The organism is Aliivibrio salmonicida LFI1238 (genome assembly GCF_000196495.1).
Taxonomy (GTDB): Bacteria; Pseudomonadota; Gammaproteobacteria; order Enterobacterales; family Vibrionaceae; genus Aliivibrio; species Aliivibrio salmonicida.
Genome location: NC_011312.1, coordinates 379,862 through 399,153, shown reverse-complemented (window position 1 = coordinate 399,153; position 19,292 = coordinate 379,862). Strand labels below are relative to the sequence as shown.

At 40.5% G+C, this 19,292-nt stretch carries 15 protein-coding genes, 1 pseudogene and 1 riboswitch; of the genes and pseudogenes, 5 read left to right on the top strand and 11 right to left on the bottom strand.

The features are described from left to right. Positions 1-46: 46 nt before the first annotated feature. The 3 genes from cgtA to rplU form a co-directional block, all read right to left on the bottom strand. Positions 47-1,225, bottom strand: a complete 1,179-nt coding sequence (gene cgtA / locus VSAL_RS02095; protein WP_012549190.1) for an Obg family GTPase CgtA — start codon at positions 1,223-1,225, stop codon at positions 47-49. A 277-nt stretch (positions 1,226-1,502) separates the two neighbouring features. Continuing rightward, on the bottom strand, positions 1,503-1,760 hold the full coding sequence (rpmA, locus tag VSAL_RS02090; protein WP_012549189.1) for a 50S ribosomal protein L27: 258 nt from the start codon (positions 1,758-1,760) through the stop codon (positions 1,503-1,505). Positions 1,761-1,777: 17 nt separating this feature from the next. Beyond that, a complete protein-coding gene (rplU, locus tag VSAL_RS02085; protein WP_012549188.1) occupies positions 1,778-2,089 on the bottom strand; it encodes a 50S ribosomal protein L21 in 312 nt (103 codons plus the stop codon). A gap of 276 nt (positions 2,090-2,365) precedes the next feature. Here rplU and ispB point away from each other — a divergent pair, with 276 nt between their 5' ends. Next, positions 2,366-3,337 (top strand): octaprenyl diphosphate synthase, encoded by a 972-nt coding sequence (gene ispB, locus VSAL_RS02080; RefSeq protein ID WP_012549187.1) that lies wholly within the window; start codon positions 2,366-2,368, stop codon positions 3,335-3,337. Between the two features lie 92 nt (positions 3,338-3,429). Here ispB and mdh read toward each other — a convergent pair whose 3' ends face one another. After that, positions 3,430-4,365 (bottom strand): malate dehydrogenase, encoded by a 936-nt coding sequence (mdh, locus tag VSAL_RS02075; RefSeq protein ID WP_012549186.1) that lies wholly within the window; start codon positions 4,363-4,365, stop codon positions 3,430-3,432. A gap of 271 nt (positions 4,366-4,636) precedes the next feature. Between mdh and argR the strand changes: the two genes are divergently transcribed. Beyond that, positions 4,637-5,107, top strand: a complete 471-nt coding sequence (gene argR, locus VSAL_RS02070) for a transcriptional regulator ArgR (RefSeq protein ID WP_012549185.1) — start codon at positions 4,637-4,639, stop codon at positions 5,105-5,107. Positions 5,108-5,139: 32 nt separating this feature from the next. Here the strand turns inward: argR and VSAL_RS02065 are convergent. Continuing rightward, positions 5,140-6,446, bottom strand: a pseudogene (locus VSAL_RS02065) (IS4 family transposase). 425 nt (positions 6,447-6,871) lie between these two features. On the opposite strand from VSAL_RS02065, the gene VSAL_RS02060 reads away from it, so the two are divergent. The 3 genes from VSAL_RS02060 (at position 6,872) to VSAL_RS02050 (ending at position 11,152) form a co-directional block, all read left to right on the top strand. Beyond that, positions 6,872-7,846, top strand: coding sequence for a TAXI family TRAP transporter solute-binding subunit (locus VSAL_RS02060; protein ID WP_012549184.1), 975 nt, complete (start codon positions 6,872-6,874; stop codon positions 7,844-7,846). Positions 7,847-8,079: 233 nt separating this feature from the next. Continuing rightward, a complete protein-coding gene (locus tag VSAL_RS02055; RefSeq protein ID WP_012549183.1) occupies positions 8,080-10,659 on the top strand; it encodes a TRAP transporter permease in 2,580 nt (859 codons plus the stop codon). 55 nt (positions 10,660-10,714) lie between these two features. Then, positions 10,715-11,152 carry a universal stress protein gene (locus VSAL_RS02050; RefSeq protein WP_012549182.1) on the top strand — a complete coding sequence of 146 codons (438 nt, stop codon included), beginning with the start codon at positions 10,715-10,717 and terminating at the stop codon, positions 11,150-11,152. A gap of 60 nt (positions 11,153-11,212) precedes the next feature. Here VSAL_RS02050 and VSAL_RS02045 read toward each other — a convergent pair whose 3' ends face one another. The 6 genes from VSAL_RS02045 to VSAL_RS02020 form a co-directional block, all read right to left on the bottom strand. Then, a complete protein-coding gene (locus VSAL_RS02045) occupies positions 11,213-11,947 on the bottom strand; it encodes a pseudouridine synthase (RefSeq protein WP_012549181.1) in 735 nt (244 codons plus the stop codon). A 2-nt stretch (positions 11,948-11,949) separates the two neighbouring features. Further along, the gene (gene rapA / locus VSAL_RS02040) at positions 11,950-14,859 is read right to left on the bottom strand and encodes an RNA polymerase-associated protein RapA (protein ID WP_012549180.1); all 2,910 of its coding nucleotides are present in this window, start codon (positions 14,857-14,859) and stop codon (positions 11,950-11,952) included. A gap of 223 nt (positions 14,860-15,082) precedes the next feature. Beyond that, a complete protein-coding gene (gene thiQ, locus VSAL_RS02035; RefSeq protein WP_012549179.1) occupies positions 15,083-15,757 on the bottom strand; it encodes a thiamine ABC transporter ATP-binding protein in 675 nt (224 codons plus the stop codon). Further along, on the bottom strand, positions 15,757-17,379 hold the full coding sequence (gene thiP, locus VSAL_RS02030) for a thiamine/thiamine pyrophosphate ABC transporter permease ThiP (RefSeq protein ID WP_012549178.1): 1,623 nt from the start codon (positions 17,377-17,379) through the stop codon (positions 15,757-15,759). The genes thiQ and thiP overlap by 1 nt, the downstream gene beginning before the upstream one ends. A gap of 62 nt (positions 17,380-17,441) precedes the next feature. Further along, positions 17,442-18,458, bottom strand: coding sequence for a thiamine ABC transporter substrate binding subunit (thiB, locus tag VSAL_RS02025; RefSeq protein ID WP_012549177.1), 1,017 nt, complete (start codon positions 18,456-18,458; stop codon positions 17,442-17,444). Positions 18,459-18,509: 51 nt separating this feature from the next. Then, positions 18,510-18,623: riboswitch (TPP riboswitch) on the bottom strand. Between the two features lie 39 nt (positions 18,624-18,662). Further along, on the bottom strand, positions 18,663-19,292 hold the full coding sequence (locus tag VSAL_RS02020) for a flavin prenyltransferase UbiX (protein ID WP_012549176.1): 630 nt from the start codon (positions 19,290-19,292) through the stop codon (positions 18,663-18,665).

Here is a 19,292-nt window from a genome sequence, read left to right as displayed (position 1 = left end):
AACCGCAACAAGTGCGGTTTTTTATAATAATTGTCTTGATTAAGACTTAATCACGAGCATAGATAACGTGACCATCATCTTCTTCGTCATCCCAATCATCATCGTCGTCACCGTCTTCAGTAACCACATTTTTACCAGACATTGCGTCTTTATGATAATCATCCCACATGAAGTCGACTTTAAGCGCCGCTTTTTCTTCATCTGTCATGATTTCTTTAGGTAACGTATCCATAAAGTCAGAAAGTTCATTACACACTTCTTGAGTACCTGTACGGCTTACCGCAGCAATTTTGAAGTGAGCGCCTTCCCAAGCTAATGCTTCAAGGATCTCTGCGATCTTCTCATCGGCTTCAGCTTCAAGTAGGAGATCCGTTTTGTTAAACAATAACCAACGAGGTTTTCCAGCTACTTTCTCACTGTATCGCTCTAACTCATCAATGATCGTTAGGGCATTTTGAACAGGATCACTGCCATCAATAGGAAGAATATCGATCACGTGAAGCAATACACGACAACGCTCAAGGTGCTTCAAGAAACGAACACCAAGACCGGCACCTTCAGCAGCACCTTCAATCAGACCAGGAATATCCGCAATAACGAAGCTCTTATTACCACGAGCACGTACTACACCTAAACTAGGGATAAGCGTCGTAAACGGATAATCAGCTACTTTTGGTTTTGCTGCAGATACTGCACGAATAAACGTTGATTTACCCGCATTTGGCAAGCCAAGCATACCAACATCAGCAAGAAGAAGAAGCTCTAGACGAAGTTCACGAACTTCACCCTTTGTTCCCATTGTCTTTTGACGAGGAGCACGGTTAACTGATGATTTAAAACGAGTATTACCTAAACCATGCCAGCCGCCTTTAGCTACCATGATCTTCATACCGTGAGCCATTAGCTCTGCAACTTTCTCGCCAGTATCAATATCGATAGCACGCGTACCAACAGGTACTTTCAATGTAATATCTTCACCACGTCGGCCAGTACTATTCGTACCACCACCATTTTTACCACGCTCAGCATCATAGAAACGGTTAAAACGGTAATCGATTAGGGTATTTAGGTTTTCATCAGCTTCTAGGTAAACATCACCACCATCGCCGCCATCGCCGCCATCAGGGCCGCCTTTAGCTACGAATTTTTCACGCCAAAAACTAACAGTACCGTTACCGCCGTCGCCTGCATCTACTTTAATTGTCGCTTCATCAACGAATTTCATTTTCTTCTCCGAGCTGTAGCGTAAATACTCTTGTCATTATTGGGTACGGTTGGCTTATTAACTGTAGACCAAAATGATAGGGTGAGAGTGGATCGTCAATGATCTTTACGTTACGTAATATATCAATATAGTCACTAGGTAAGTATTCTAGCATTTAAACTCATTAGTTATACCAACCTAAAAGAAGTATAAACGACAAAATAGTTAACTGGTGACTATCCATAAATAAAAAGCCCCGCCAGGTGGCAGGGCTTTTAAAATTAGTTTTTAAAAACGATTATTCAGCGTCGATAGAAACGAATTTACGGTTTTTAGGACCTTTAACTTCAAACTTCACTTTACCTTCAGATAGAGCGAAAAGAGTATGGTCTTTACCGATGCCTACGTTAGTACCAGCGTGGAATTTAGTACCACGTTGACGAACGATGATGTTACCTGCAAGAACAGATTCGCCACCGAAACGCTTAACACCAAGACGTTTACTTTCTGAATCGCGGCCGTTACGAGTAGAACCGCCAGCTTTTTTATGTGCCATTTTTTATTCTCCTTAAATTAAGCGCTGATGCCAGTGATTCTGACTTCAGTGAACCATTGACGATGGCCCTGTTGCTTACGAGAATGCTTACGACGACGGAACTTAACGATTTTAACTTTATCGCCACGACCGTGCTGAACTACTTCCGCAGTTACTTTACCGCCAGCTACTAGAGGTGCACCAACAGTGATTTCTTCACCGTTAGCAATCATAAGAACGTTGTCGAAATCAACTGTTGCGCCAGTCTCAACGTCTAATTTTTCCAAGCGAAGAGTTTGACCTTCACTTACACGGTGTTGTTTACCACCAGATTGGAAAACAGCGTACATATTTTACTCCGCTACTTTCGCACTACCATGTATTTTGTTTACTCAACAATTTAGGTGTGCGTTAAACTTGTCATCAATAGGGTCCGGATTCTACGCGAATGATTTCAATCTGACAACCCAAAAATGAAGAAAAATGATGAAAAGATCGCCGACATACTCAATAAGCAATAAGGAGGTAATTTTCGACTGTATTGCCTACCCTACTTTAGTGTATTATTTGTTTAATCACTTATTACATTTAAGCCTGACTTAGGCCCTAACCTTGCTGGAATAATAATGGATTTTAAAGCTATCCAAGCCCTCACGGCTGATGACATGGCAATCGTAAATGAAACCATCTTGGCACAACTAAATTCTGATGTTGCGCTTATCAACCAACTTGGTTTTTACATTGTAAGTGGAGGCGGTAAACGTCTGCGCCCAGTTCTTGCCATTTTATCTGCAAAAGCACTTGGATACGAAGGTAAAGACCACACAATGGCAGCCGCCTTTATTGAATTTATTCATACGGCAACATTACTTCATGATGATGTTGTTGATGAATCAGATATGCGTCGTGGTAAAGCCACAGCGAATGCTGAATTTGGTAATGCTGCTAGTGTACTTGTTGGTGACTTTATCTACACTCGTTCATTCCAAATGATGACGAGCTTAGGATCAATAAAGATCCTGAGTTTAATGAGTGAATCCGTCAATGTGATCGCAGAAGGTGAAGTGCTTCAATTAATGAACTGCAATGATCCTAATACAACTGAAGAAAGCTACATGCAAGTGATCTATTCTAAGACTGCACGTTTATTTGAAGCTGCGACGCAGATCGGCGCGATCCTAAATAATGCGTCACAAGAAATCGAAACGGCTTTACAGAATTACGGTAAATATCTTGGTACCGCTTTTCAACTTATCGATGATGTCATGGATTACACCTCTGACGGCGAAGACATGGGTAAAAACGTTGGCGATGATCTCGCAGAAGGCAAACCAACACTTCCTTTATTACATGCCATGAACAACGGTAACGCTGAGCAAGCAGCAATGATCCGTCATGCTATAGAGCAAGGTAATGGACTGGATAAACTCGATCCTATTTTAGCCTGTATGAAAGAAGTGGGTTCACTAGAATATACAAAACAAAAAGCAGATGAAGAAGCGGACAAAGCAATCGCTGAACTTTCTATCATTCCTGAATCTGAATACAAAGAAGCATTAAAAGCACTTGCTCATCTTGCTGTTAAACGCAGCAAATAAGGCTTTTATATCAAGATAAAATAAAAGGGCTGATACTTTTAATAAGTATCAGCCCTTTTCTATTTAAAGATATCTACGTATGCATTAAGAATTTACTTAATAAATTCTTCGCCAATTTTAATATCCGCTTTTAACGTATCTAGCATGCTATCTAGTGCATCTTGTTCAAAAGTACTTAATTCGCCATAGTGTTGAATCTCTTCAACACCATTTTTACCAAGAAGAATGGGTTGCGCGAAGAAACGAGCGTGTTCACCATTGCCTTCAACATACGCACATTCTACAACCCCTTTCTCACCACTAAGCGCTTTTACTAGTGATAAACCAAAGCGACATGCCGCTTGGCCCATTGAAAGTGTCGCAGAACCGCCACCAGCTTTAGCTTCCACAACTTCCGTTCCTGCGTTTTGAATACGCGGTGTTAATGCTGCCACTTCTTCAGCGGTGAACTCAACACCCTCAACTTGTGAAAGCAGAGGAAGAATCGTAACACCAGAATGCCCACCAATAACAGGAACACAGATCTCTCCTGGATTTTTACCTTTTAACTCAGCCACAAACGTCTCTGAACGGATCACATCCAGTGTGGTTACGCCAAACAATTTATTTTTATCGTATACACCTGCTTTTTTTAATACTTCAGCAGCAATTGCCACGGTTGTATTAACAGGGTTAGTAATAATACCAATGCATGCCTTTGGACAAGTCACTGCAATTTTTTCAGCCAATGACTTAACAATACCCGCATTAATATTGAAAAGATCTGAACGATCCATTCCTGGTTTACGAGCAACACCAGCAGAAATTAAAACAACATCAGCGCCTTCAAGTGCTGGTGTTGGATCTTCTCCGCAATACCCTTTAATTGAAACTGGTGTTGGGATATGACTAAGATCCGCAGCAACCCCAGGGGTTACCGGTGCAATATCATAAAGAGCAAGATCCGAGCCGGCTGGTAATCGATTCTTAAGAAGTAATGCTAATGCTTGTCCGATGCCTCCAGCGGCGCCAATAACAGCAACTTTCATGTTCGTTCTCCTTGAGGTAGTAGAGGTATATTTTTTATTATTAATTTATTTTCAAACTAAAAGTGACGTTATAGCAAGCTCAAATGAAATTCAATGCTATTCGCTTCGCTTTGCGACCTTACGCAATGACATACGATCCGTGCTACAAATTCTCTATCTATTATATAAATATAACATCGGTAATTATTCACAAAAACGACGTTTTGATTTGCCGATAGTTAAATATTTATGCGAGAATAGTAAGAATTATTGCAAAAAGAATCAAAACAGCATGCGAAATAATGAAAAACAAGAACGACTAGTTAAAGAATTTAAATCGATTCTAAAAGCAGAGCGATTTGGTTCCCAAGGTGAAATTGTCGATGCCCTTCGTATATCAGGTTTTGACAATATCAATCAATCAAAAGTATCTCGAATGCTCACTAAGTTCGGGGCCGTACGCACACGTAATGCAAAAATGGAAATGGTCTACTGCCTACCAATAGAGTTAGGCGTTCCAACGGTTTCTAGTTCTCTACGTGAACTGGTTATGGACGTTGATTACAACAGTGCATTAGTGGTTATCCATACCGGCCCAGGTGCAGCTCAATTAATTGCTCGTTTATTAGATTCCCTAGGAAAAGCCGAAGGTATTTTGGGCGTAGTTGCTGGTGATGATACTATTTTTATCACTCCTACGCGTAACATCGAAATTAAAACGTTATTTGATTCAGTCTGTGACCTTTTTGAATACAGCATCTAAATAAACCCTCACAAAAGATTAATGCCGTTCACTTAAGGGTGAATGGCATTCTTGTTTCTGGCATATCGTTGAGGTCTTGGTTTTACCATTCGAGGGAATGTTCTTTCCCTTCGCCTATCAAGTATTAAGCTTTCAGCCATCTGGTGGAAGCCTTTTAATTGTCGAGGGATCGCTCCTGGCGTTGAGTATGGTAAACCAACTAATAATGCAGATACATGAGCAAGTGTCCCATTAAAACTCAATTGATAAGGGAGATAATTTCCTTTTAAATTAAAGCAAAGCTCTACCATTTGGTAGCGAATTAAATTATAAGTCAACAAGATACCCCATAGTTCTTGTTTCACTAATTCAGGCAGACGGCTTCGTAGTGTTAAGCGATTTCCTAACATGTATTGTTTCTGCTCTCGGTAACCCAATTCTATTTCCCAACGATGCTCATAAAGACCGACTATATCTTTCAATGGGTAACGTAATGGGTCAATCATTGACGTCAGAACTTGATAATCTTTTCCTTTAATTTTTCGAGTCACGAGACGAGCAGTCATCGTTTCAGGTAAATTAGAAAACAGTTTTCTTGCTCTTGGGTTACTCCGAAGAATAACAAGTTTGTCATTACGACCTAGCGATCGAATTATTTCATATTGAGTATTTTTTTTAAGGGAATAAGCCAGTGACGCTCTGAGCCTGTCATCTGCCATTTATGTAGTAATCCTAATGAATAGAACCCCTTATCGAACATAGTTACGCTATGGTCAGGTGTACTATCTATTAACTTCTCTGCCAATATCATTTCATTTGTATTGTAATTATCGAAAGCGCTCGCTGTAATAAGATGACTGCTTAGCTCCATTTGGCAAACCATTCTTACCTGTGGATATTGAGTTCCTTTTTGGCGAGAAAAAGCCTCTTCATTTTTCTGGTTATCAGGTGCTCTCCATACAACACCATCAACGCCTAAGAGAGTTAGTCCATTCCATTTAGGAAGATTAGCACTCTTAAGCCAGGAACTTGTCATTCGCTCAAAGACTGCTTTCATTGCTGCTTCACCTAGATTTTTTCGGCGCTGAGTAAGGGCACTAGGAGCGACAAAAGCTTTACCTGTACGGTCTACAATATCAAGCTGATTAACTAAATCCTTCATGGATTTATTGTTATAGATAGCCATACCAACAAGTAACCATACCATTGATTCAAGAGTAAGCTTTCGCTTCCTCATCGTCACCGTATCAGTGAGAGAATAAGCCTCATCAATCAGATGGATTGGAAGTAAATCAGCGAGAGTCTCTACGTTGCTAGGTTTCCAGTCATTGATTATGTTTAGAGCTTGAGAAACATCCATAAAAAAATCCAAGTGCATAAAATACACTTGGATTTTGACATCTAAAAAGGATCGGTCAACCGATCATATTTACCTTAAATGATCGGCATTACTCACAAAAGATCACCTTTAATTTATAAACGTGATCTTTAGCTCTCCTCTTTTTCTTCACTCCCCCTTCAATCTAGTCATTAGATTGTTAAATAAATACGCAATATAAACTGTCAAAGCTATCAATAGTTGTTTATTTCACACTTTTTATAGTTTTTAATTAACACAGTTTTAAAATACTCGCATTAGTTTGGTATCATTCGTACGCCATTTCTGTAACAGGAAATTTAAAACACTTTGAATATGAAGTGAATAAATAATGCGTCTTACTTTCTACGATCTAATATTAAGAACGATGAACAGTAAAGAAGCAACATAATAAGGAAGGGAATAACATGGCATTGAAAAACTTAATTAAAGTAAGTGCTGTTGCAGCAGCAATGCTTGGTGCTGGCATGGGAACCGCAAGCGCTCAAGAATTTATTACAATTGGTACTGGTTCTGTCACCGGTGTTTACTACCCAACGGGTGGTGCTATTTGTAAGTTAGTGAATAAAGATCGTAAAGAGCATAATGTTCGTTGTTCTGTTGAGTCCACTGGTGGTTCAATTTATAACGTAAATACTATCCGTTCTGGTGAACTTGATTTTGGTATCGTGCAATCAGATTGGCAATACCATGGCTATAACGGCACAAGTAAATTTGAAGCTCAAGGTCCTTACAAGAAACTACGTGCAATGTTCTCTCTTCATACTGAACCTTTTAACATCATTGCTCGTTCTGATTCCGGTATCAACGACGTTTCTGATTTAGCCGGAAAACGCGTTAACATTGGTAATCCAGGCTCTGGCGACCGTGCAACAATGGGTGTTGTGATGAATGCGATGGGCTGGACAAACGACAGCTTTAAACTTGCATCGGAACTAAAAAGCTCTGAGCTTTCACAAGCGCTTTGTGATAATAAAATTGATGCCTTCATCTACATGGTTGGTCATCCAAATGGCTCAATCAAAGAAGCGACAACATCGTGTGATGCTAAATTAGTTCCTGCTACTGGTCCTAAGATCGATAAGATTGTTGCAGATAACCCTTATTACGCTTACACAACCGTTCCTGCTAGCATGTACCGTGGAACAGAAGGCGATGTAAATAGCTTTGGTGTTGCGGCTACGGTGGTTACGACATCTGACGTATCAGATGAAGTGGCTTACAGTGTTGCAAAAGCAGTATTTGAAAACTTTAATACCTTCAAGCGTCTTCACCCTGCGTTTGCTACGCTGAAAAAAGAAGACATGGTTAAAGCGGGTATTTCTATTCCATTGCATCCTGGTGCGGTGAAATATTACAAAGAAGTTGGTCTACTAAAATAGTTCCCTTCTATACAACTCAACGTTAATTAAAAAACTGGGTTGTCTAAATCAAAGAGGCTAAATAGTCTCTTTGATTCTTCGCAACACCATCTGATCTTTTTACATAACGGACAACAATCAATAATAAAACGGATTTGAAGATCATCTCTTTTTAGCCTATACATTGGCTTATATTCAACAATCTAATACTTAATGATTAAGTGTTAGCTTCGACCATCACTAAGGAAAAGTACATGACGCAGTCGTCTAATACGTCACAAGATGTGCAAGAAATGGTGGCCCAATCAGATACTGGTGCTCGTTCACCTGAAGGATTATCTGGCCGAATTTTATGGTTTGTTCCACTATGTTGGTCTTTATTCCAACTTTGGTATGCCTCCCCTTTACCGTTTATTTTCAATTTCGGCATACTGAATGATACTGAAGCTCGATCAGTGCATTTAGCCTTCGCCATCTTTTTAGCTTTTACTGCTTACCCTGCACTTAAAAACTCACCAAGAGATCGTATTCCCGTTATCGATTGGATACTTGCTTTTGCTGGTAGTTTTTCTGCCGCTTATATCTATATTTTTTATACTCAGCTCGCAGAACGCTCAGGGGCGCCAACAACACCAGATATCATCGCCTCAGTTGTTGGTATGGTCTTATTATTAGAAGCAACTCGACGCGCTTTAGGCCCTCCATTAATGGTCGTGGCTGCCGTCTTCTTGCTTTACACTTTTGCTGGCCCACACATGCCTGATGTTATCGCGCATAAAGGAGCCAGTTTAAATAAAGCCATGTCACATTTATGGCTAACCACTGAGGGAGTCTTTGGTGTTGCCTTAGGTGTCTCAACCTCTTTTGTTTTTTTATTTGTACTCTTTGGTGCCATGCTAGAAAAAGCCGGAGCGGGTGCTTACTTCATTAAAGTCGCCTTTTCTCTGCTAGGTCATATGAAAGGAGGCCCAGCAAAAGCCGCCGTTGTGGCTTCAGGTTTATCAGGCCTAGTTTCTGGCTCATCGATTGCAAACGTCGTAACAACAGGTACTTTTACCATTCCATTAATGAAACGAGTCGGTTTCTCTGGTGAAAAAGCCGGTGCCGTCGAAGTTGCCGCCTCTACCAATGGGCAGTTAACGCCACCAATCATGGGTGCAGCCGCCTTTTTAATGGTTGAATATGTTGGTATTTCTTATGTTGAGGTTATCAAAGCCGCTTTATTGCCTGCTTTAATTTCTTATATTGCTCTTCTTTATATTGTTCATCTTGAAGCCTGTAAAGCAGGTATGAAAGGCTTACCTCGCCGCCATACACCAACCTTAGTTCATAGCCTATTATCCTTTACTGGTACGATTCTTGGCCTTTGTGTGCTTAGTGCTGCTGTTTATTATGGTATCGGTTGGACTAAAGATGTCTTTGGTGACGCCGCAACCCCTATTGTTACCGTCGCACTGCTACTTTCTTATGTCGGATTAACTAGCATCTCCGCTAAATACCAAGAACATGCGATGATGGCGATTGACGAAGAACTAACTGAAGTACCCGATCCAGGACCAACCATCAAGTCCGGTCTTCATTTCTTATTACCGATTGTCGTTCTCGTTTGGTGTTTAACGGTTGAACGCTTCTCGCCGGGTTTGTCTGCTTTCTGGGCATCCGTGTTTATGATATTCATTCTCCTGACTCAACGCCCATTAATTGGTTTCTTTACTAAAGAAGGCACACTTGTTAATCAAGTAAAACAAGGGGTTGATGATCTGCTCGAAAGCTTAGTGTCTGGTGCCAGAAACATGATTGGTATCGGCGTTGCAACGGCGGCGGCAGGTATTGTTGTTGGTGTGGTTACCTTAACGGGCATTGGTCTTGTTATGACGGATTTTGTTGAATTTATCTCGGGTGGCAGCATTATTCTTATGTTGTTATTTACCGCGGTAATCAGCTTAATTTTAGGCATGGGGCTACCAACGACAGCAAACTACATTGTCGTATCAACCTTAATGGCACCCGTTATCGTAACGCTAGGAGCCGCTCACGGATTAATTATTCCATTAATAGCAGTGCATTTATTTGTGTTCTATTTTGGTATTTTAGCCGATGACACGCCCCCCGTGGGTCTCGCCGCTTTTGCCGCTGCTGCCATAGCAAAATCGGATCCAATCCGTACTGGTATCCAAGGGTTCACTTACGATATTCGTACCGCTATATTGCCTTTCATGTTTGTCTTTAATACCCAATTACTATTAATGGGCATTGATTCTTGGTGGCATTTAGCATTAACCATTATTTCCTCCATCATCGCAATGTTAACTTTTTCCGCTGCGACACAAGGTTGGTGGTTTACGAAAACAAAATGGTGGGAAGTTGTTTTACTATTACTCATAACTTTCTCACTATTCCGTCCTGGTTTTTGGTGGGATCAAATCTATCCAGCCAAAGATTATTACCAAGGTATTGAGATCGCTCAACTTGCAGAAGAGTTAAATGTGGGACAATCACTCACCTTAGAAGTCTCTGGAGAAAATCTAGAAGGTAATATCGTAAGTAAAACGGTACGTTTACCTTTTGACGATCGAGCGGTAACTGGTGAAGAACGCGTAAGCTCTATGGGGCTAATGCTGTCTAAAGTCGATAATAAAATGATCGTCGACATGGTCGAATTCGGCAGTCCAGCGGAAGCTTCAGGAATAGATTTTGATTGGGAAATAACGAATGTGGTTCTTGATGCAGAGCGTCCACTAAAAGAATGGGTATTTATTCCAACTCTTCTTCTACTGTTTGCACTGGGCTTTAATCAGCGTCGCCGAGCGAAAAAGGAAAACTTGGCCGCATAAATTAATGAATGGAATCTAAGGGGAGAATAACTTCCCTAATTAGGTAATAAAAATTATGTATAAACAAATTTTGGTTCCAGTAGATTTAAACGATAAAGGCTTTGCTGATAAAGCGGTTGAAATGGCAGTTTGGCACGCAAAACACTCTAATGCTGAATTACATTTGCTTAACGTATTACCGGGGATCCATATGTCGATGGTATCGACCTATTTTCCTAAAGGTGCTGCGAAACAAATGAAAGAAGATGTATCAAAACAGTTAAATGAATTTGCGGCTAAATTTGTGGATGATGATGTGGTATACAGAGTGCATGTTGCCGAAGGGAAACCTTATGTCACTATTTTAGATTATGCTGAACGTTTAGGTGCCGATTTGATTGTGATGCCAAGCCATAAACGCTCTAAAATTGATAAAGTTATGCTGGGTTCTGTGGCGAGTAAAGTTGTCGAAAACTCACCAATTAACGTGATGGTTGTCAAACCTCAAGGTTAATCCCCCCTATTTGATACAAAAAAGGAGCCTTTCGGCTCCTTTTTTTATTTTTAAATTCAACTATTGCTTAGGCAGTGTTTTGTAATCCGGTCTTACTGGAGCAATATCCATGGCATCTAGAACACCGGCTTGTGCTTCTGGATAAAACGCACAAGGAGCAAATAAACTGATGAATTTATCGGTTTCTGGATGATAAAAACTCAGCTCGGCAGAGTGTAATTGTAATCGGTCAGAGAACGCTAGAGCCTCTTTAGACGCGTAAAACTCATCGCCAACAATCTCATGCCCTTCTTCCATCATATGCACTCGTAGTTGATGAGAGCGTCCTGTAATAGGAAGTAAACGAACCAATGTCGTTTTCTCTTCAACTTGAATCACTTCATAACCCGTTTGTGACGATTTTCCGTGTTCATAGCAGACTTTCTGTCGTGGTCGATTTGGCCAATCACAAATCAAGGGTAAATCAATCTGCCCTTCAACCTTCTCAACATTCCCCCATACTCGTGCATAATACACTTTATGAGTTAACCGATATTGAAACTGCTTTTTAATGTGTCTTTCTGCTTCTTTATAAAGCGCAAATATCATTAGCCCCGATGTCGACATATCCAAACGATGTACAAGTTGAGCATCAGGAAACTCAGCAACAACACGCGACCAAACACTGTCATAGTGCTCCGGTGCTCGGCCAGGGTTAGACAGTAACCCCGCCGGTTTATTCACCGCAAGAATCGCTTCATCTTGATAGACAATATCAAGCGGTTCCATTGGTGGATTATACTCAAGCATTGCCATGATTAGTTATGGCTCACAACAATCAAACGCAATGAATCAAGCTGTACCTGTGCTTTTCCAATATACGCAGAAAGTTCACTCATTTGAGTTTCGATCTGAGTTAACTCTTCATCTCGTATGTTTGGATTTACGGCCTTTAATGCTTGTAAACGATCTAATTCCCCATTTAACGCCGTTTTCATCTCAGCATTCGCATCAACACGAACGGCTTCAATTCGGTCTTCAATGCTAACTTCTGCCGTATCAATCAATGCATGAATTTCTTTTTGCACTGAATTCACTAATTTACTCGCCATATGACGATTAACAGGACTTAGCTGACGGTTGAAGCTTTCAAATTCAACTTGAGCAGAAAGATCATTACCTTTACTGTCCATCATCAAACGAATAGGCGTCTTCGGTAAGAATCGTCCTATGCCACTTTTCTTAGGCGCTTGTGCATCTACCACATAAATCAATTCAAGCAATAGAGTACCCGCTGGTAAGGCTTTATTTTTCAATAAAGACACTGCAGTTGCACCTACGCCTTCAGTCAGAACTAAATCAATTCCCCCTTGGATCATTGGGTGTTCCCAGCTGATCAAGTTCATGTCTTCACGAGAAAGAGCCGTTTTACGATCAAACGTAATCGTACAACCTTCATAAGGAAGACCGGGGTAACTTGATACCAACATATTTTCAGCTGGCGTAACAACAATGGCGTTTTCACCTTTGTCGTCTTGATTCAAACCAATCGTATCGAACAGGTTCAAAGCAAAATTAACCAGATGTATGTCACCGTCTGTCGCAGCAATTTTCTCTGCAAGTTCTTTCGCTTTATTGCCACCGTTTGAATGCACTTCTAACAAACGATCTCGACCTTGCTCTAACTGCGCTTTTAATTCTTTGTTTAGTGCCGCGGATTCTTCGATCAGTGGCTCTAATCCATCTGATTTACCCGTAGCCAAAATCGCAATGATCGTATCAGAGAATTTTTCGTACACAGCGCGACCTGTTGGGCACGTTTCACCAAAAGCATTCAACCCTTCGTCAAACCAACGCGCTAATAATTCTTGAGATGTACCTTGCAAATAAGGAACATGAATATCAATATCACGCTTTTGACCAATACGATCCAAACGACCAATACGTTGCTCAAGTAAGTCAGGATTGAAAGGTAAATCAAACATCACTAATTGATTAGCAAACTGGAAGTTACGTCCTTCTGAACCAATTTCAGAACAGATAAGAACCTGAGCGCCACCTTCTTCTTGTGCAAAGTAAGCAGCGGCTTTATCTCGCTCAATAATCGACATCCCTTCATGGAAAACAGTACCACGAATACCCTCACGTTCACGTAACGCTTGCTCTAGTTGCAACGCCGTTGAAGCTCGAGAAGCGATGATTAATACTTTCTCGTTACGGTTTTCTTTCAGCAATTCAAGTAACCAGTTAACGCGAGGATCAAACTGCCACCACGTTGCACTATCGCCTTCAAATTCTTGGAAGATCTCTTCTGGATACAACATTTTCATTGCACGAGCTTCATTACTCATGCGACCACCCATCATTGTCGCTACACGCATAGAGGTTGCGTATTGTGGTGGTAACGCCATTGGCATTAAATTGAGATTACGTTGTGGGAACCCTTTAATTGCCGCACGTGTATTACGGAATAGCACACGACCAGTACCATGACGGTCCATTAAGTTATCGACTAATTCTTGACGTACTTGGCTTTGCTGTTCTTCAGAACCATCAGATTCAATAATTCTAAACAATGGCTCTACGTCTTGCTCTGAAAGCAATTCAGCAATACGATTCTTCGCGTCGTTTGATAATTTATCGCCACTCATCAACGCGGTAACCGCATCAGCAACTGGCTGATATTGGCGCTCTTCTTCAACAAACGCATCGTAATCATAGAAACGATCTGGATCTAATAGACGCAGACGAGCAAAGTGACTTTCGTGACCTAATTGTTCAGGTGTTGCCGTTAGCAGCAAAACACCCGCCGTTTCTTCTGCAATCGCTTCAATAACTTGATATGCACGGCTTGGTTTTGTTTGGTTCCATTCAAGGTGATGCGCTTCATCAACAACAAGAAGATCCCAATCGGCTTCAACCACTTGCTCAAAACGACGCTTACTTCTGCGAATAAAATCCAATGAACACAACACTAATTGCGCGGTATCGAATGGATTTTCAGAATCCGCATACGACTCAATACAACGCTCTTCATCAAAAATAGAAAAATGAAGATTAAAACGACGCATCATTTCAACAAGCCATTGATGTTGTAGTGTTTCAGGAACAACAATCAATACACGCTCAGCACGACCAGAAAGCACTTGCTGATGAATAATCATACCCGCTTCAATCGTTTTACCTAAACCGACTTCATCTGCCAATAAAACACGAGGGGCATAACGACGCCCTACTTCATGAGCAATGAATAACTGATGTGGGATCAAACCTGCACGCATACCACATAAACCACGCATTGGGTTTTTATGTTGCTCATACTGGTTTTGAAGTGCACGAAAACGCAATGCAAAGCGATCCATACGATCAATTTGGCCTGCAAATAACTTATCTTGAGGTTTATTAAAACGGATCTGATGACTTAATAACGTTTCACGAAGAACAACGTTCACTTCATCCGTATCTGTACGAGTTCCGATGTACGTTAATAGTCCACCGTCTTCAATAACATCTTCGACTTCAAGTGACCAACCTTCGTGACTTTCAATTGTATCGCCCTTATTGAACGTCACTCGAGTAATAGGTGCATCATGTTTTGCGTATAAACGATTTTCTTCTGATGCGGCAAAAAGGACAGAGACGGTTCTATCGTCAACAGCAACCACTGTTCCTAAACCCAAATCACTTTCTGTATCACTAATCCAACGTTGGCCCAAAGCAAATGACATAGTGGTAACGCACCTCAAAATTAATTAATTTATTTTATATAGAGTGAGAATTTCATGATGAACCGAGAATAGACAACCGTAAATGGCGAGGTTCAAAAGGGCGCTAATGTTACTGTATGACAGCACTTAGGTCACGCCTATTTATCATAAAAGTGAGTGTAGTTGATTATACTAAACTTGAGTCGAAAAAGTTTACTTAACCGCTTGTAAATATCGGGTTAATTCAGGGGGGAGTATCTTGTGTCATTATCTCTGACATTTTGCCATAACTGAGTATTTTATGATGACAAACAAAGGCATAACCTGACGCTAATTCCTTCGCATCTTGTAAGCTATGAGTAACCATTAATACCGTAAGTTGTTGAGTTTTAATCAAGGTTCTGATTAATACAATCATCTCTTCTCGTAACATAGGATCAAGTGCCGAAAACGGCTCATCTAATAACAACACAGGTTTGTTATGGACCAAACAACGAGCTAACGCGACACGCTGCTTTTGGCCTCCAGAAAGTTGCTCAGGTAAACGCAGTAATAGTTCGTCAACACCAACCTGTTGAGCTGCATAAATAACGCGTTCTTTTTCTTCATCATTGAGACGAAGGTTCGCTTTAATTCCCAATCCAATATTGTCCGCTATCGATAAATGCGCAAACAAATTATGCTCTTGAAATAACATAGACAAAGGGCGCTGATGAGGCGCAAGGGAAAGAACAGAATGGCCGTTAATGACAATATCACCCAATTCTGGATTAATGAACCCAGCCAATAAGCTAAGCAGTGTACTTTTCCCTGCACCACTAGGCCCAAGAATAGCAACAACTTCACCTTGTTTAACTGACATATCAAACTCAAAAACCTCAGAATGATAGCGATATTTTACATTAGAAAAAGTCAGCATTACACATTCTCTCTTTGTAGATTCTTTGATGAAAAAAGCCATTCAACCGTACTAAACACACCCACACTTAATAAGAGTAAACAAAGTGAAACCACCGCAGCCGCTTCCATTTGATAACTGCCTAATAATTGAAATAAATATAGCGGCAATGTCCTAAAATCCTGACTACCAAAAAGCGCTATCGCACTTAAATCACCCATTGATAAGATAAAAGCAATGGCAAAGGCAAAGGCAAAGGCATGAGCCATCGGTTTTCTTAACCCTCTCCATTCAATTAAGCGAAAACGAGTAAAACCATTAAGTCCTAAACTCGCACACAATAACTGATATTGCTGTGCCATATGCAATAAAGGTTGAGCAAGCGTCTTTATGACGTATGGAAGCGCCATAAGTGCATTGACTAAAATGACGATCCAAATAGCCATACTAAATACATCAGTGATGTTTCTAAGCAACAAAAACAACCCCGTGCTAATAACCAATCCTGGGGTAACTAAAATCATCGTACCAATTAAATCTAATTTATCCGCCAAAAAACGCTGATGATTAAGCCTTAACGCTCGAGTGGTATGAAGCAATAAAACCCCAAAAACCATCGCTAATAGCGCCGCACAGAAAGCAACAATGAATGAATTAGCGAATGCTGACCAAAAAGCACTAGAGGTCATCACCGTAATAACTTCAGAATTTATCCCACTAATAACAACCATGAGTAATGGAGGTAAAATAAACAGAGTAAGTAATATGATCCACCCTTTATCCCACAACTTTTGTCTCTTTGAGTCTTGATAGATAATGGGCTTACCTAGCGTTGCACTGTCAACGGCAATCGACGTAGAAAACCGTTGAATACACAGCGATAATCCTGCGCATAACAACATTTGCCATAACGCTAAAATAGCGCCGGCCTGTAAATCAAAATCAAATTTAATGGCTTGGTAAATAGCAAGTTCAATCGTGGTTGATTTTGGTCCTCCACCTAATGCCATTACGGTTGCAAAACTGGTAAAGCAAAGCATGAACACCAAGCCTGCAACATGCGGAAATTGTTGTTTTACTCTTGGCCATGCAACAACGTTAAATTTATTCCATCCAGTCAATCCTAGATGAGCAGAAAGCTGATGTTGCTCCATCGGTATACTGTCTAATGATTGTAAAAACAAACGAGTTGCAAAAGGATAATTAAAGAACACATGCGCGAGTAAAATGCCATTTAATCCATAAATAGAAAACGGCAATTTACCACCAAAAAATGCAAACACCTTAGCTAAGAGACCGCTGTTTCCATAAATAGCAAGTAAACCAAAAACCCCTACTAACACAGGTAAAACCAAGGTCGTCGCACACAACTTTAATAACAGACCGCGTCCTAAAAAAGAGCGACGAGATAGTGCATATGCTGTCGGAACCGCAAGTACCACACTAAACAACGTAGACAGGGTTGCTTGATAAAAACTAAATTTGGTTATATGAATATAATAAGGATCGGACCAAATTAAACTGACATTGATACTGGGTGACGCGATTAATAATGCACCAATAGCTCCGCCAACAAAAATAACAATCACAGTAGCGATCATATAGCCGATATAGGGAATAGAATTTAAGGGATTCGTTTTCATGATGTTATCTATCTGTCCCAAAAAGAAACGTACGTATTATACGTCTCTTTTCAGTGCATCGATTAAAAGATTAATGCGTGTTGCCATTCGCGAATCCACAACTTTCTTTGTTTCGCAATCTCCGCAGAACTAAATGACAACGCTTTAGTCGGAACCTTAAGGTCTTCAAACCCTTTAGGTAACGTAATATTAGTCACTGGATACATCCAATTTCCCGTTGGCATCGCTGATTGAAATTCCTTACTAAGAATAAAAGCTAAGAACTCATCAGTTAACGCATTATGTTGCGTATTTTTTACTTTCGCCGCCACTTCCACTTGCATGTAATGACCTTCTGAAAAATTAGCCGCTGCAAATCGATCGTCTTTTTCAGCAAGTGAATGGTATGCTGGAGACGTCGTATAAGACAAAACAAGATCAGATTCACCCTCTAAAAACATACTGTAAGCTTCTGACCAGCCTTTCGTGACGGTGACGGTTTTCTTTGCAAGTTGTTTCCATGCTTGAGCAACATCATCTCCATACACCGATTTCATCCATAACAATAAACCTTGGCCCGGTGTAGAGGTTCTTGGATCTTGATAAATAACGGTTAAATCATCTCGTTGTTCTACTAATTCTTTTAGACTCTTAGGTGGGTTCTTTACTTTTTCTTTGTTATATACGAAAGCAAAATAACCATAATCATAAGGAACAAAGGTCTTATCATTCCAACCATTAGGTATTGTCACTGAGTCCGTATTTACATTATGTTCAGCCAGTAAACCCGTTACTTTCGCCTCTGCCATTAAATTATTATCGAGCCCTAAAACAATGTCCGCTTTTGAATTACTGCCTTCTAAACGAAGACGATTCAAAATAGAAACGCCATCATCCAAAGCGACAAGATCAAGATTGCAGCCACACTGTTTTTCAAAAGCCGCTTTAATTGTTGGACCAGGGCCCCAATCAGCAGCAAAAGAATCATAAGTATAGACTGTTAGCGTTTCAGAAGCAGAAGCAGAAAAAGAAGAGAGAGAACTAACAGCTAAAGCGATAGGTAGTGTTTTAAGTAGAGGGGATATATAACGTGTTTTCATTATGCGCTCTTTGTCCTTTTGAGCGACACAGGGTTAAGTTGATATACTCGATGAGAATGTCATCTCAATCCCTACGTCAGCATTATCTGATTCAGGTAGTACGGGTTTAAGTAACCATTATCCAATGTTTACTAATCTCAGCTAGTCGCTCCCCGATGAGAGGCCATATTGTATGTGTGAATGCATTAATGAGCCAGAGGTTTATTAACTCTTCTGACGCTGATCATAACCCCATCGAGGAACAAGCCCTTGCTCTACACCTAGATGATCCAATATACGAGCGACCATAAAATCGATTAAATCTTCAATCGATTTCGGTTGATGATAAAATCCAGGAGCAGCAGGCATTATCGTTGTCCCCATTTGAGATAGCTTCAACATGTTTTCTAAATGCAATGTAGAAAATGGCGTTTCTCTAACCACCATAATTAACTGACCGCGCTCTTTTAATACCACATCAGCAGCCCGTTCAATCAAATTATCTGAAATACCATGAGCAATAGAAGCGACGCTCCCTGCAGAGCATGGGCATACCACCATTTGTTTTGGTGCCGCCGACCCAGAAGCCACTGGAGAAAACCAATCTTCTTTACCGCACACAATTAACTTATCGGCATCACAACCTAAGTGTTCAACTAAGACCGCTTTCATTGCATCAGGACCACTTGGTAATTTTAAATTATGCTCGGTTACCATCACAACTCTTGCTGCAGATGAGATAAGAAAATAAACTTGATAATCAGCAGCCAACAAACACTCCAATAGACGTAATCCATAAGGGGCACCAGAGGCACCAGTCATTGCTAAGGTGATTGTTTTCTGTTTTTTATACAT

Coding starts and splice junctions, on each gene's coding strand:
- cgtA (WP_012549190.1), bottom strand. CDS start 1,225: ATGAAATTCGTTGATGAAGCGACAATTAAAGTAGATGCAGGCGACGGC.
- rpmA (WP_012549189.1), bottom strand. CDS start 1,760: ATGGCACATAAAAAAGCTGGCGGTTCTACTCGTAACGGCCGCGATTCA.
- rplU (WP_012549188.1), bottom strand. CDS start 2,089: ATGTACGCTGTTTTCCAATCTGGTGGTAAACAACACCGTGTAAGTGAA.
- ispB (WP_012549187.1), top strand. CDS start 2,366: ATGGATTTTAAAGCTATCCAAGCCCTCACGGCTGATGACATGGCAATC.
- mdh (WP_012549186.1), bottom strand. CDS start 4,365: ATGAAAGTTGCTGTTATTGGCGCCGCTGGAGGCATCGGACAAGCATTA.
- argR (WP_012549185.1), top strand. CDS start 4,637: ATGCGAAATAATGAAAAACAAGAACGACTAGTTAAAGAATTTAAATCG.
- VSAL_RS02060 (WP_012549184.1), top strand. CDS start 6,872: ATGGCATTGAAAAACTTAATTAAAGTAAGTGCTGTTGCAGCAGCAATG.
- VSAL_RS02055 (WP_012549183.1), top strand. CDS start 8,080: ATGACGCAGTCGTCTAATACGTCACAAGATGTGCAAGAAATGGTGGCC.
- VSAL_RS02050 (WP_012549182.1), top strand. CDS start 10,715: ATGTATAAACAAATTTTGGTTCCAGTAGATTTAAACGATAAAGGCTTT.
- VSAL_RS02045 (WP_012549181.1), bottom strand. CDS start 11,947: ATGGCAATGCTTGAGTATAATCCACCAATGGAACCGCTTGATATTGTC.
- rapA (WP_012549180.1), bottom strand. CDS start 14,859: ATGTCATTTGCTTTGGGCCAACGTTGGATTAGTGATACAGAAAGTGAT.
- thiQ (WP_012549179.1), bottom strand. CDS start 15,757: ATGCTGACTTTTTCTAATGTAAAATATCGCTATCATTCTGAGGTTTTT.
- thiP (WP_012549178.1), bottom strand. CDS start 17,379: ATGAAAACGAATCCCTTAAATTCTATTCCCTATATCGGCTATATGATC.
- thiB (WP_012549177.1), bottom strand. CDS start 18,458: ATGAAAACACGTTATATATCCCCTCTACTTAAAACACTACCTATCGCT.
- VSAL_RS02020 (WP_012549176.1), bottom strand. CDS start 19,292: ATGTATAAAAAACAGAAAACAATCACCTTAGCAATGACTGGTGCCTCT.